The following is a 12818-nucleotide window of genomic DNA, read 5'->3' as shown; positions in this document are numbered from 1 at the left end:
GCACTCGCGCACCGAGTTTGAACCTGGATACGGCAACTGACACGGAATATGGCGCCCTTAAGACCAAAACTGTCATCTGCTGGAATTGGCAGGAAGGCGGCAACGGCTCCACCGGCAACAAGACCAAGCTTCTTTGGGCAAATATCAGCGTGGCGGCTCCACCGTTGGTAAGGCAGACTAGCAGTAAAATCAGTTCGCTCGCTATGCCGGCGGTGTGATGAACGACGACGTCATCTATGACGGTTCTTAGGAACTCAACCAGCTCATCTACAACTACGACGCCGGCAACAGCTTCACGGCCGTCGTGTCGTTGGAAGATAGTAACTCAACAGTAAACGCCATCGGCAAAAGCAATACATCGTGGGTCACCGCAAGGGCCAATCAATATAAGCCTAACGGCGCTCTCGGCCTCGGCTACAAGGCCGATAGTTTGTGGCGCGGCGACCTGGATGAGAGGTCTCACCTTGATCGCCGCTACGCACAGGTAGTTGGTCGGTCAAGCTCGTTGGTGGCTATGATTCGATCGTCGAAGAAGGCGCCATCAAGGCTCGTAACAACGCCGATTTCGGCGTCTTCAAGGCCTTCTTGATGGACAGTTGGAACACCGACGGTTCGAATCCGAACCAGTGCGCTGGCACGAACTTGAGCCGTTCCGTTTGCCCGGTTGGCCGTGGCGATCTTTGCGGCTGGGGCGATTGGGCTGCATGGGGCGGCTTCACCGTTCCGTTCGATGCCAAGCTGAATGCCAATCTGCAGCTCGCCTACACGGACTCGAAGATCTTCGCAGCTACCGCCAACGTCAAGTACACGCCTGTCAAGGGCATCGTTGTGACGTCGGAAGTTGCCATTTCTTTACATCGCAATCAGATCGCCGACAGAAAACCTTGGATCGCCAACGGGAGATCGTCGAGGTGGAGGATTGGGGCGTGGCCTTGGCCGATTGCGGTCTTGGTGACCATATCGGGATGCCGCTTTTCCATCCCAGCAAGCGTCGCCACCGAAAGGAGCTTCGAATGTTCTCCGCGGATCGTCATCAGCGGAATGTCTCCAAACGCGTCGAACTGCTCCCAGAGTGTCGGCAGGGGCACTGTGAGATCGAGCGCTGTCATTTGCCCTGCAATTGCGGGGTCGAAATCCGCAGTTATCTTTCCGCCGATGTCGGCATAGATCGCGTGACACATGTCCGCCCAATCCTCATCGCTGAGTAGCGGGAAGCTGTGGCCGTGGTTTTCTCTCAGGATTGCAACCGCGTCATCCCAGTCGGCAGGCTTTCGGTCGCGGTTGAGATAGTCGCGGATCTCGGCCAGACCCTCTACTTCAAGAGCGGGGCCGATATCGTTGAGAATAACCGACTTTAAAATGTCCGGCCGTTCCACCGCGAGCCGGTGGAGGATCAACCCGCCGCGCGAGGTTCCGATGAACACCGCCTGCGGCACGTCGAAGATCGCGCAGGCCGACAAGACGTCTGCTGCCTCGACGCTGAGACTATAGCGGCTTTTGTCTTCGTCCCAGCCGGAGAGCCCACGCCCGCGCGCATCGAGTGTAATGACGCGGCGAGGAGCAATGGTGTCGCCTGCAAGGATGAGAGCCAGTTGATGGAAGTCACGCGAATTACGCGTCAGGCCGGGCAGGCAGAACACAGTCGGTCGATCTGCAGTCAGTGGATTGTCGTGGCCGTAGTCGCGAGCATAGAGCTTCAGCCCGTCCGATGCCTCGAAAATCCTTGCAAGAAAACCGCTCTCGTAGTCGGTGGCCATCGACGCTGCCCTCGGTCGTTGTTACCCCGGCGAGGATGTAACGCCTTTTGGCAGTTTCGACAATCTAACCCGTTAGGAGTAGTGGTCAGCCCCGGCCGTGGATCAGGTCCTGTTCGATGTCGGTTTTCTGACCGAGTCGTGCCTTGTAGACTTGGTAGTTTTCCATGACGCGCTGGACATAATTCCGCGTTTCGGGGAAGGGGATGCGCTCAATCCAGTCGACGACTTCGTCAATCGACTTGCCGCGCGGATCGCCATAGCGATCGATCCACTCCGGCACCTTGTTCGGCCCGGCATTGTAGGCAACGAAGGTCAGGATGTAGGAGCCGCCGAAGGTATCGATTTGCTCGCCGAGATAGTGAGCCCCGAGCGTCGCATTGTAGCCGGCGTCGTCCGTCAGGCGGTCCTTGGAATAGGCGATGCCGTGGCGGATGGCGACGGCCTTTGCGGTTTTCGGCAAAAGCTGGAGAAGGCCGCGGGCGTTGGCGGCCGAAACGGCCTGCGGGTTGAACGCGCTTTCCTGGCGGGCGATCGCATAGGCCAGTGCCTTGCCCGATCCGGCGATATTGGCATTGTCCGGAATGACACCGATCGGGAAGGCGAGCGCCGCTACGTCGATGCCGCGCCCATAGGCGATCTTGCCCACTTGCAGCGAAAGCTGATGATTGCCCGATTTCTCGGCCCGTGCCGCCAGAATTGCAATTTCGCCGGGGCTTTGAAGCTGCTGGGCGAGCGCGCGATAAAGGCTGTCGGCGCGCCAGCCGTTTTCGGCCGCCTCAAGCCTGGAGATCGCCATGACCGCCTCGCGTGATTGAAAGCGCTGCCTGTCTTCCGCGGTCGGCGACGGATAGGTGACGTTGAGCGTCCGCCGGCCGACCCGTTCATTGGCCAGTTGGCCGTAGAAGGTGCTCGGTAGTGCCCCGGCCTTGGCATAAAAGTCGGCAGCCTTGCCGGGGCCACCCGCCTCGGCAGCACGCCCAAGCCAATACCATGCGCGCGATACGGAGATGGGCCCGCTCGATATCTGCAGGATCTTGCGGAAGTGATCCTCAGCGGTCGCGCCGTCCTTCAGGCCGCGAAGCGCATACCAACCGGCGTGAAATTCTGCTTCTCCCACATCCTGTGGACTGACGGCGACGTTGCTCGCGGCAAGACGGTAAGCGGCTTTGAAGTTGCCCTCGTCGGCGAGGCCACGGCTGACGATACGTTGCTCGTTCCACCACTGGCCCGGATCGACAAGGGCTGCACGGTCGCGCGGCATCTGCGCGAACAGAGCTGCCGCCTCGTCATACTTGTCCTGGCGGCGCAAATATTCGATCCGCATGAAAAGATAGGCCGGGTCGCTCTTCCACTTGGCGTCGATGGAACTCAGCAGCGCGCCCGCATTGGCCGACTTGTTGCTGACCGCTGCCCAAGCGGTATAAAGCGACTGAGCCTTGCCAAGGTCGGCGAAGCGCTTGGCCTGGGCCGTCCGGTCGCGATAGAGCAGATAATCCATCCGCGCCTTGTGGTCGGCGGGGCCAAGCAATCCGGAGAATTCCGCGAGAACCTTGTCCTCGAACGGCTTGTCGAGGCCTTCTGTTCGCCAGACTTTGCGAATGAGCTTTGCCGCCTGTGCCGGCTGGCCGCGCGAGACGAGCGCGCGGGCAAGGACGACGGCGCCCTGTGCCGTTTCCGGCTGCGTGCTGCCGAACGCCGCAATGACCTCGTCGGCCGGCGGGTTTTCGTTAAAGAGTGCCCGTTCCGAATTGGAACGAAGCCCGCCAAGGCCCGGCCAGCCGGCCAGTTCGCGCGGCGCTGCGGCAATCTCGGCGGACGGCACGCCTGGCAGGCCTGATGTGACGATCGCCCAGGTGAGGATGTGCCGGTCGAGTGAACCGGAGGTCATACCGTTGCGAATGCCAAGCGCCTGTTGCGGTTTCTTGTCGGACAGTGCGTCGAGGCCGGCCTTGAGGTCGCCGCTGATAGGTGCAATCGAGGAGCTTCGCGGGATCGACCCCGTCACCAGTGGATCTGGTATGGTCATCGCGACGTCTGTCACTGATCTGCGGGCCGCAGCCGGGTTACCCGTGGCGGGAAATTCCGCCGCAAGGCTGCCCCACGCAGCGCTCAGGCCGACGACAGAAAGGAACAAACCAGCTTTTTTCATTCGGGTGCTCACGCGGAAACTGCTAACCCCCTCCATTTGCCGAGAGGCTCCTTAACGAAACCTTAGCGCAGTCACGAAATTTCGATCAATTATGATATCGGATTTTGCCCAGAACCATGCAAAGCGTGCTTGTCGCAGTCAAGAGGCCGCTTTATGGTGCCCGGATTCATAACCATGGAATGCGGCTGAAGCGTGAATGCCAGGCCTCGAGGAGTCTTGCATGTTCAGGGGATCCATTCCCGCTCTCGTCACGCCCTTCACCGATGCGGGCAAGGTTGACGAGCAATCTTTCGCTTCCCACGTCGAATGGCAGATCACGGAAGGCAGCAGCGGGCTCGTTCCCGTTGGCACCACGGGTGAATCGCCGACACTTTCGCATGAGGAGCACAAACGGGTCGTCGAACTCTGCATTGAGGTGGCGCGCAAGCGGGTTCCCGTCATGGCCGGCGCCGGCTCCAATAACACCAGGGAAGCGATCGAGCTGGCTTCGCATGCCGAAAAGGTCGGAGCGGACGCCGTTCTCGTCGTCACCCCCTATTACAACAAGCCGACGCAGAAGGGCCTCTACGCCCATTTCGCGGCGATCGCCGAGGCGGTGAAGCTGCCGATCTACATCTATAACATTCCCGGCCGTTCGGTCGTCGATATGACGCCCGAAACGATGGGCGCGCTTGCCAAGGCCTATGGCAATATTGTCGGCGTCAAGGATGCGACGGGCAAGATCGAGCGTGTTTCCGAGCAGCGCATCACGTGCGGCAACGATTTCAGGCAGTTGTCCGGCGAGGACGCAACTGCCCTCGGCTTTAACGCCCATGGCGGCGTCGGCTGCATTTCGGTCACGGCGAATGTGGCGCCGCGCCTCTGCGCCGAGCTGCAGGCGGCGACGCTCGCCGGCGATTATGCCAAGGCTTTGGATTATCAGGATCGCCTGATGCCGCTGCACAGGGCGATCTTCATCGAGCCGGGGTTGTGTGGCGCGAAATACGGCTTGGCCAGGCTTGGCCGCATGAGCCGGAACGTGCGCTCGCCATTGTTGCCGACGCTTGAGCCGGGCACGGAAGCCGCCATCGACAGCGCCATGCGCCATGCCGGTCTTTTAAACTGACGGATCGGCGGGGCGAGGCGACCTAATTGCGCCTCTCCACGCCAGCCGCCTTCACAAGGCCGTCACACTCCCCTATCTAATGCTCTGGACGATCAGCAGCTTTGCGATTTCGTGTCGCAGAAGACGCGGCTGAATTTGAAGGACGGACAAGAAGACATGGCACCCAAAGGCAGCCAACGCGTCGTGAAGAAGATTGTCGCGGAGAACCGCAAGGCCCGCTACAATTACGAGATCATGGACACCTATGAAGCCGGGCTCATGTTGATGGGCACCGAGGTCAAGGCGTTGCGCGAAGGCAAGGCCAATATCGCCGAATCCTACGCATCGGATGAAGGCGGCGAGATCTGGCTGATCAACTCCTACCTGCCAGAATATTTGCAAGCCAATCGCTTCAATCACGAGCCGCGCCGCCGGCGCAAGCTGCTGCTGTCCGCCCGCGAGATCGGCCGTTTGCGCGTGGGCATCAACCGCGAGGGCATGACGCTCATCCCGCTGAAGATCTATTTCAATGACCAGGGCAGGGCCAAGCTGGAGCTGGCGCTTGCCAAGGGCAAGAAGCTCCACGACAAGCGCCAGTCGGAGAAGGAGCGCGATTGGAACCGGCAGAAGAGCCGGGTTCTCAAGGATCACGGCTAGTAGAACGGCAGAGGATATCGATCGGCGATCTCAATTTCGTTGCGCGGCTTGAGTTGGAAAAGGCCCCGCTCACCTGCAACATCTTCAAGGCTGCCGTTTCGCAACAAGGCCATCCATTCGCGCTGGAGCGGCGCGGCGGTATGGGTGCCGCTTGGCGATTTCGAGTTCGGCGTAGGTTTTGAAAATCAAACCAGCCACCCGTCGCGTGGCGATGCCCTGCTTTATCCCGGCGGCAATTGCGAAACGGAATTGCTGTTCGCCTATGGCAGCTCGTCATTTGCAAGCAAGATGGGCGCCTTGGCCGGTAACCATTTCCTGACCGTCATCGAGGGCCAGGCACAATTCGAGGAAATGGGTCGCCGTGTCCTATCGAACGGTGCCGCGCCAACCAGCTTCGAAGCGATGGGCTGAACACCTTGTCCAGGGGACTTTGAACAAACCCGGCGAACGCCGAAACCTCAGTCCTCGACGTCGCCCGATGCGGCCGGTTCAATCTGTCGTTGTGGACGCTCCGAAGGATCTCGGCCAATCTCCGCCTTCAGTGTAATAAGGTCGATGAAGTGGTCGGCCTGACGACGCAGATCGTCGGCGATCATCGGCGGCTGGGTTGCCATGGTGGAAATCACGGAAACCTTTCGGCCGCGCCGCTGCAGAGCCTCGACAAGCGTCGTAAAATCGCCGTCACCGGAAAAGATCACCAGATGATCCACCGTTTCGGACTGCTCCATGGCATCGATGGCAAGCTCGATGTCCATATTGCCTTTGATCTTGCGGCGTCCCATAGAATCCGTGAATTCCTTTGCCGGCTTGGTCACGACCTTGTAGCCGTTGTAATCAAGCCAGTCGATCAGCGGGCGGATGGACGAATATTCCTGATCCTCGATGAGCGCCGTGTAATAATAGGCGCGCAGCAAGTAGCCCCGCTTCTGGAAGGCTTTCAGAAGCTTGCGGTAATCGATGTCAAAGCCGAGGCTCTTGGAAGCGGCGTACAGATTGGCGCCGTCGATGAACAGTGCAATTTTTTCGCGCGGGTCAAACATCGTCTGTTTATCCATTGTTATCTAAACGTAATAATTTCGCCAAACTGCAATCAAAACAATCTCTTGCATCAACTTGGGCGAACAATTCATTTATTTTATGAATTATTCATATACAGAAGATTTAGGGCACCCTTTAAAATATTCCAAGCAACCATAGGTAGAATTAGCAATTTGTCTAACGAAATCTGGAGCGCAAAACAAGGATTGGTACGGTACCGTCAGGAAAAACTTGAATTTGCCTTCGTTTGATTGTATCGGGCATCCTAACTCCACGACATGTCGACGACATCACGACCCGTAAAGGACAGGCAATGGCCCGTGTCACAGTAGAAGATTGCATCGATAAGGTAGAAAACAGGTTCGAGCTCGTGCTCCTCGCGAGCCATCGTGCTCGGCTTGTTTCGCAGGGCGCTGCAATCACGATCGATCGCGACAACGACAAGAATCCGGTTGTAGCGCTTCGCGAAATTGCCGACGAGACCCTGTCTCCCGACGACCTCAAGGAAGACCTCATCCACTCGCTGCAGAAGCACGTCGAAGTTGACGAGCCGGAGCCTGATCCGGCAAGCCTTGCGAGCGCCGGCTCCTCCGCATCGTCCGACAACGAGCAGGAAGACGACCAGCCGGAAGCCGTCACCTTCGACCAGATGTCGGAAGAAGAGCTTCTTGCGGGCATCGAAGGTCTTGTTCCGCCAGAAAAAAGCGACGATTACTGATCCTGCGCTTGATGCTCTGTCGCAGAGCGATATGATGATGAACCATGTGTGCGCCAGTCACCCGATTGGCGCGCTTTTGTTTTATCGGAGTAGCTTTGGATGATGCGGCAATACGAGCTCGTTGAGCGCGTTCAGAAATACAAGCCCGACGCCAATGAAGCCCTCCTGAACAAAGCCTATGTCTATGCGATGCAGAAGCATGGACAGCAGAAGCGCGCCAGCGGCGACCCCTATATTTCCCATCCCCTCGAAGTCGCTGCAATCCTTACCGACATGCATCTCGACGAATCGACGATCGCCGTTGCGCTGCTGCACGACACGATCGAGGATACGACCGCGACGCGCGCCGAGATTGATGAGCTGTTCGGCGAGGATATCGGCCGGCTCGTCGAGGGCCTGACAAAAATCAAGAAACTCGATCTGGTTACCAAGAAGGCCAAGCAGGCGGAAAACCTGCGTAAGCTCCTGCTTGCCATCTCCGATGACGTGCGCGTCCTCCTGGTGAAGCTCGCCGATCGTCTGCATAATATGCGCACTCTCGAGCATATGTCGCAGGAGAAGCGGGCCCGCATCTCAGAGGAGACCATGGATATCTATGCGCCGCTCGCCGGCCGCATGGGCATGCAGGATATGCGCGAAGAGCTGGAGGAGCTTTCCTTCCGCCACATCAATCCCGAAGCGCATGATACGGTCACCAAGCGCCTGGAAGAGCTGTCGCGGCGCAACGAAGGCCTGGTAAAGAAGATCGAAACCGAGCTGCGCGACCTTCTGGTCGCCAACGGCCTGTCGAATGCGGTGGCCAAGGGCCGGCAGAAGAAGCCCTATTCGGTCTTTCGCAAGATGCAGTCGAAATCCCTGTCCTTCGAGCAGCTTTCCGACGTTTACGGTTTCCGCATCCTCGTCGAGGACATTCCCGCCTGTTACCGGGCGCTGGGGATCGTCCATACGCGCTGGCGCGTCGTTCCCGGCCGGTTCAAGGACTATATCTCGACACCGAAGCAAAACGACTACCGTTCATTGCACACCACCATTGTCGGACCGTCGAGCCAGCGTATCGAATTGCAGATCCGCACCATGCGCATGCACGAGATCGCCGAATATGGCATCGCCGCTCACGCGCTCTACAAGGATCCGACCAATATCGAGGGCGCGCTGCTTTCGCGCGAGAGCAACGCCTATTCCTGGCTGCGCCACACGATCGAGGCGCTTGCCGAAGGCGATAGCCCGGAAGAATTCCTCGAACACACCAAGCTTGAGCTGTTCCAGGACCAGGTTTTCTGCTTCACGCCGAAGGGAAAGCTGATCGCCCTGCCACGTGGCGCCACCCCGATCGACTTTGCCTATGCGGTGCACACCAATATCGGCGACACGACAGTCGGCGCCAAGATCAACGGCCGCATCATGCCGCTCGTCACGCGCCTCGCCAACGGCGACGAAGTCGAGATTATCCGCTCCGGCGTGCAGGTTCCGCCGGCTGCCTGGGAAGAGATCGTCGTCACCGGCAAGGCGCGCGCCGCAATTCGCCGGGCCACCCGCATGGCGATCCGCAAGCAATATGCCGGCCTCGGCCACCGCATTCTGGAGCGCACCTTCGAGCGCGCCGGCAAGATCTTTTCGAGGGAATCGTTGAAGCCCGCGCTGCATCGTCTCGGCCAGAAGGACGTCGAGGATGCGATTGCGGCAGTCGGCCGCGGTGAGATGTCCTCGCTCGATGTCTTGCGCGCTGTCTACCCCGATCATCAGGATGAACGCGTCACTGTGAAGCCTGCCGGCGACGAAGGCTGGTTTAATGTTCGTAGCGCTTCCGGCATGATCTTCAAGATCCCCGGTAAGAACACGGCCGATCTCGCCAGCGTCGGAGGCGATGGCCTGGAGGCCCTTCCCATTCGCGGCCTGGCGGCAGACGTCGAGGTTCATTTTGCCCCGACCGGCGCCGTTCCCGGCGATCGCATCGTCGGCATCATGGAAAAAGGCAAGGGCATGACCATATATCCGATACAGTCGCCCGTGCTGCAGCGCTTCGATGATCAGCCGGAACGCTGGATCGACGTCCGCTGGGATCTCGACGAGGCCAACAAGTCGCGTTTCATGGCCCGCATCCTGATCAATGCCTTGAATGAGCCGGGAACGCTTGCCAAGGTTTCGCAGACGGTTGCCGATATCGACGTGAACATCCGCATCCTCAACACGGTGCGCGTCGCGGCGGATTTTACGGAAATGGCGCTCGATGTCGAGGTGTGGGATCTGAGGCAGCTTAACCAGATGCTGGTGCAACTGAAGGAGCTCGATTGCATCGCAACGGTGAAGCGGCTTTACGAATAATTAAATCCTGCGCCGCAGTTTTGACCGACTGCATAATTTGTGACCGTTTTATAATCATTTTTGACCGTCCTATGACATAGCTATGCGCCGTGCGCAGGACTGCACTCGTTTTAAAGCGGTGGTAATCGACCCTTGCAACGCCTATGTTGTGGTCATCGAAAAGATGAAACCAAGATGAGGTAAGACGATGTTTGGACCTATCAAGAAGTTCGCTAATTCGCTGCGTCCCCGCAGCATTGAAGAGCGCGAAATGGCATACCTGAACGGCTCGAATGACCGTTTTGATCTTGAATATCGCCAGCGCCAGGTTGATCGCGGCCTGTTCCGCCAGCTTTAATTACAAGACGATACTGTAAATAGGAGAGGGGGCGCGAGATTTGCGGCGCCCCTGAAGAGAATGGCCTCGCAAGTTTGCTATTCTAATATCATATGCGTCGGTGCCCTTGTCATGGCGGCACCCCTTGCACTAGATATGCGGCATGTTGTTTCGCCGCCGAAAACCACCAACACTGAGTGAGAAATTGCGGGAGGCCCTCTGGCCGCGCAAGGGTCCATTGCGACCGCTGCGCTATTTTCAGAAGCGCATCGTGCGTCTGACCGCTTCCCCCCATGCGATCGCCGCGGGCTTTACGGCCGGCATCCTGGTGTCCTGGACGCCGTTCATCGGTGTCCATATAATAATGGCATTCGTGCTTGCCTATGTCGTCGGCGGCAATCTAGTCGCCGCGGCGCTTGGCTGCCTTGCCGCCGGTAATCCACTGACCTATCCGTTCATCTGGGCGATCACCTGGGAGATTGGCCGTCTTGTCCTTGGCATGGACGGCCATGAGCACAGCAACGGCATCGATCTGCCGGCCTTGTTCAAGAAGTTGGACCTCAGCCAACTCTGGGATCCTATCTTGAAGCCGATGCTGATCGGCGCCGTGCCGCCTGCCATCATCTCCGGCTTGATCGTCTATGGCATCACCTATTATGGCGTTCGCGGTTTTCAGGCTCGTCGCAGAGCCAAGCTGCTGGACCGCGCGCGGGAGCGCCTGACGCTTGCCGCTGAAAACGTGCCGAGTGTCTGATCGCGATGGGTCATATGCGGAATTCGGCGGGGGAGTTTCATGATTATCGGCATCGGTAGCGACCTGATCGATATCCGGCGCGTCGAGAAATCGATCGAGCGGTTCGCAGAGCGCTTCACCCACCGCTGCTTTACCGATATCGAGCGGGCCAAGTCCGAGGGCAGGCGCAACAAGGCGGCATCCTATGCCAAGCGTTTCGCTGCCAAGGAAGCCTGTTCCAAGGCGCTCGGCACCGGTCTTGCCCAGGGCGTATTCTGGCGCGACATGGGCGTCGTCAATCTCCCGAGCGGCAAACCCACCATGCAACTGACGGGCGGAGCGGCAAAAAGACTGGCTTCAATGTTGCCGGAAGGCCATCATGCTGCCATCCATTTGACGATAACCGACGATTTCCCGCTTGCTCAAGCCTTCGTGATTATCGAGGCGCTTCCGCATCAAGCCTGAAATGGCGGGGGTTACCTGCTTTTAATGTTCGCCTCATTGCCGCCGTGATATGAAGCGGATAGAGAGTCCCTTAAAACACACTGCGCCGGTGGGGTGCGAAAAAGGAATAAGACTGCGTGTCCGAGAAAGCAGAAAAACAGCAGAGCGCCCTTTGGGAAAATATCAAGGTTATCATTCAGGCGCTGTTGCTCGCGATGATCATCCGTACGGTGTTGTTTCAGCCGTTCACCATCCCGTCAGGCTCGATGATGCCGACACTCCTCGTCGGCGACTATATCTTCGTCAACAAATTCGCCTACGGCTATTCGAAATATTCGATGCCCTTTTCACCCGACATCTTCAGCGGCCGTATTTTCGCAAGTGAGCCCAAGCGTGGCGATGTCGTCGTCTTCCGCTTCCCGCCCAATCCCGATGTTGACTACATCAAGCGTCTCGTCGGTCTTCCTGGCGACCACATCCAGGTGAAGGAAGGCATACTCTACATCAATGGCAAGGCGGTTCCGCGTCAGCCGGACGGTTCGTTCACCTCGGATTACAAGCTCGATCCGGGCGACGATGTTCCGGTCTATAAGGAAGTGCTGGATAACGGCAAGACCTACGATACGCTTGACCAGTCTCCGGTTTCGCGCGGTGACAACACGCGCGAATTCATCGTGCCCGAAGGCCATTATTTCATGATGGGCGACAACCGCGACAACTCGCTGGATAGCCGCTTCGACGTCGGATATGTGCCCGCCGAGAACCTTGTCGGCCGCGCCAGCGTCATCTTCTTCTCGCTCGGTAACGACACCTCGTTCCGCGAGATCTGGAAATGGCCGACGAACATGCGTTGGGACCGCATTTTCAAGGTTGTCGAATGAGCAAAGCGCAGACGCTCTCATCGGCGGATCGTGCCAAGCTTCAAGCAGCCATCGGCTACGAATTCGAAGAGAAAGAGCGCCTGGATTGGGCGCTGACACATGCCAGCGCCAGAAGCCAGAAGGGCGGCAACTACGAGCGCCTCGAATTTCTTGGTGATCGTGTTCTTGGTCTGTGCATTGCAGAATTGCTGTTTCGCACGTTCGGAAATGCGGCGGAAGGCGAGCTATCTGTTCGCCTGAACCAGCTGGTCAGCGCCGAGACCTGCGCGCTTGTCGCCGACGAGATGCAGTTGCACCTCTTCATCCGCACTGGCGCCGATGTGAAGAAACTGACCGGAAAGCGAATGCTGAACGTTCGCGCCGATGTCGTCGAAAGCCTGATTGCAGCACTTTATCTCGATGGCGGGCTCGAAGTTGCCCGCAAGTTCATTCTGCGCTACTGGGAAGGCCGTGCCATTCGCCCTGACGGGGCAAGGCGGGACGCCAAGACGGAATTGCAGGAATGGGCACACGCCAAGTTTGGTGTTACACCCATCTATAGGGTTGAAGACCGCAGCGGACCGGATCACGATCCCCGCTTTACGGTGACGGTGGAAGTTGCCGGAACTGCGCCTGAAACTGGAACAGAACGCTCCAAACGTGCGGCCGAACAGGTGGCTGCCACGAAGATCCTGGAGCGCGAAGGCATTTGGCAGACACCTTCTGCCGGGAAATGACGG

At 58.4% G+C, this 12818-nt stretch carries 13 protein-coding genes and 2 pseudogenes; 12 read left to right on the top strand and 3 right to left on the bottom strand.

What is annotated here, in order from left to right; genetic code table 11:
- Positions 1-304 precede the first annotated feature (304 nt).
- Both AB4Z52_RS08930 and AB4Z52_RS08925 read left to right on the top strand, forming a co-directional pair.
- Positions 305-589: a hypothetical protein gene (locus tag AB4Z52_RS08930; protein WP_442217552.1), complete on the top strand. Its 285-nt coding sequence runs from the start codon at positions 305-307 to the stop codon at positions 587-589.
- Positions 523-792: pseudogene (locus AB4Z52_RS08925) on the top strand (porin); the annotation flags it as partial. The gene AB4Z52_RS08930 and the pseudogene AB4Z52_RS08925, both read left to right, overlap by 67 nt.
- Before the next feature lie 71 nt (positions 793-863).
- Here the strand turns inward: AB4Z52_RS08925 and AB4Z52_RS08920 are convergent.
- Entirely contained in the window at positions 864-1757 is an 894-nt protein-coding gene (locus AB4Z52_RS08920; RefSeq protein WP_442217551.1) for an alpha/beta fold hydrolase, read from the bottom strand.
- An 85-nt stretch (positions 1758-1842) separates the two neighbouring features.
- On the bottom strand, positions 1843-3906 hold the full coding sequence (locus AB4Z52_RS08915) for a lytic transglycosylase domain-containing protein (RefSeq protein WP_442217550.1): 2064 nt from the start codon (positions 3904-3906) through the stop codon (positions 1843-1845).
- A gap of 220 nt (positions 3907-4126) precedes the next feature.
- Here AB4Z52_RS08915 and dapA point away from each other — a divergent pair, with 220 nt between their 5' ends.
- The 3 genes and pseudogenes from dapA (at position 4127) to AB4Z52_RS08900 (ending at position 6058) form a co-directional block, all read left to right on the top strand.
- Positions 4127-5011 carry a 4-hydroxy-tetrahydrodipicolinate synthase gene (gene dapA / locus AB4Z52_RS08910; protein ID WP_442217549.1) on the top strand — a complete coding sequence of 295 codons (885 nt, stop codon included), beginning with the start codon at positions 4127-4129 and terminating at the stop codon, positions 5009-5011.
- Between the two features lie 156 nt (positions 5012-5167).
- The gene (gene smpB, locus AB4Z52_RS08905; RefSeq protein ID WP_442217548.1) at positions 5168-5647 is read left to right on the top strand and encodes an SsrA-binding protein SmpB; all 480 of its coding nucleotides are present in this window, start codon (positions 5168-5170) and stop codon (positions 5645-5647) included.
- Positions 5648-5661: 14 nt separating this feature from the next.
- Positions 5662-6058 (top strand): annotated as a pseudogene (locus tag AB4Z52_RS08900) (DUF3830 family protein).
- A 47-nt stretch (positions 6059-6105) separates the two neighbouring features.
- Here the strand turns inward: AB4Z52_RS08900 and AB4Z52_RS08895 are convergent.
- A complete protein-coding gene (locus tag AB4Z52_RS08895; RefSeq protein ID WP_442217547.1) occupies positions 6106-6687 on the bottom strand; it encodes a LabA-like NYN domain-containing protein in 582 nt (193 codons plus the stop codon).
- A 311-nt stretch (positions 6688-6998) separates the two neighbouring features.
- Between AB4Z52_RS08895 and rpoZ the strand changes: the two genes are divergently transcribed.
- From rpoZ to rnc, 7 genes are all read left to right on the top strand, one after another.
- Positions 6999-7403, top strand: coding sequence for a DNA-directed RNA polymerase subunit omega (gene rpoZ / locus AB4Z52_RS08890; protein WP_442217546.1), 405 nt, complete (start codon positions 6999-7001; stop codon positions 7401-7403).
- 99 nt (positions 7404-7502) lie between these two features.
- Positions 7503-9725, top strand: coding sequence for a RelA/SpoT family protein (locus AB4Z52_RS08885; protein ID WP_442217545.1), 2223 nt, complete (start codon positions 7503-7505; stop codon positions 9723-9725).
- Between the two features lie 187 nt (positions 9726-9912).
- Entirely contained in the window at positions 9913-10062 is a 150-nt protein-coding gene (locus tag AB4Z52_RS08880; RefSeq protein WP_442217544.1) for a DUF3563 domain-containing protein, read from the top strand.
- A gap of 142 nt (positions 10063-10204) precedes the next feature.
- Positions 10205-10795, top strand: a complete 591-nt coding sequence (locus AB4Z52_RS08875) for a DUF2062 domain-containing protein (protein WP_442217543.1) — start codon at positions 10205-10207, stop codon at positions 10793-10795.
- Between the two features lie 39 nt (positions 10796-10834).
- Positions 10835-11239, top strand: coding sequence for a holo-ACP synthase (gene acpS, locus AB4Z52_RS08870; protein ID WP_442217542.1), 405 nt, complete (start codon positions 10835-10837; stop codon positions 11237-11239).
- A gap of 116 nt (positions 11240-11355) precedes the next feature.
- Entirely contained in the window at positions 11356-12099 is a 744-nt protein-coding gene (lepB, locus tag AB4Z52_RS08865; protein WP_442217541.1) for a signal peptidase I, read from the top strand.
- Positions 12096-12815, top strand: coding sequence for a ribonuclease III (rnc, locus tag AB4Z52_RS08860; protein WP_442217540.1), 720 nt, complete (start codon positions 12096-12098; stop codon positions 12813-12815). The genes lepB and rnc overlap by 4 nt, the downstream gene beginning before the upstream one ends.
- Positions 12816-12818 lie beyond the last annotated feature (3 nt).

Origin of the sequence: Rhizobium sp. 2YAF20 (assembly GCF_052114685.1) — a bacterium.
In the GTDB taxonomy this organism is placed as follows: Bacteria; Pseudomonadota; Alphaproteobacteria; order Rhizobiales; family Rhizobiaceae; genus Rhizobium.
This window is presented reverse-complemented; position numbering and strand designations above follow the sequence as displayed.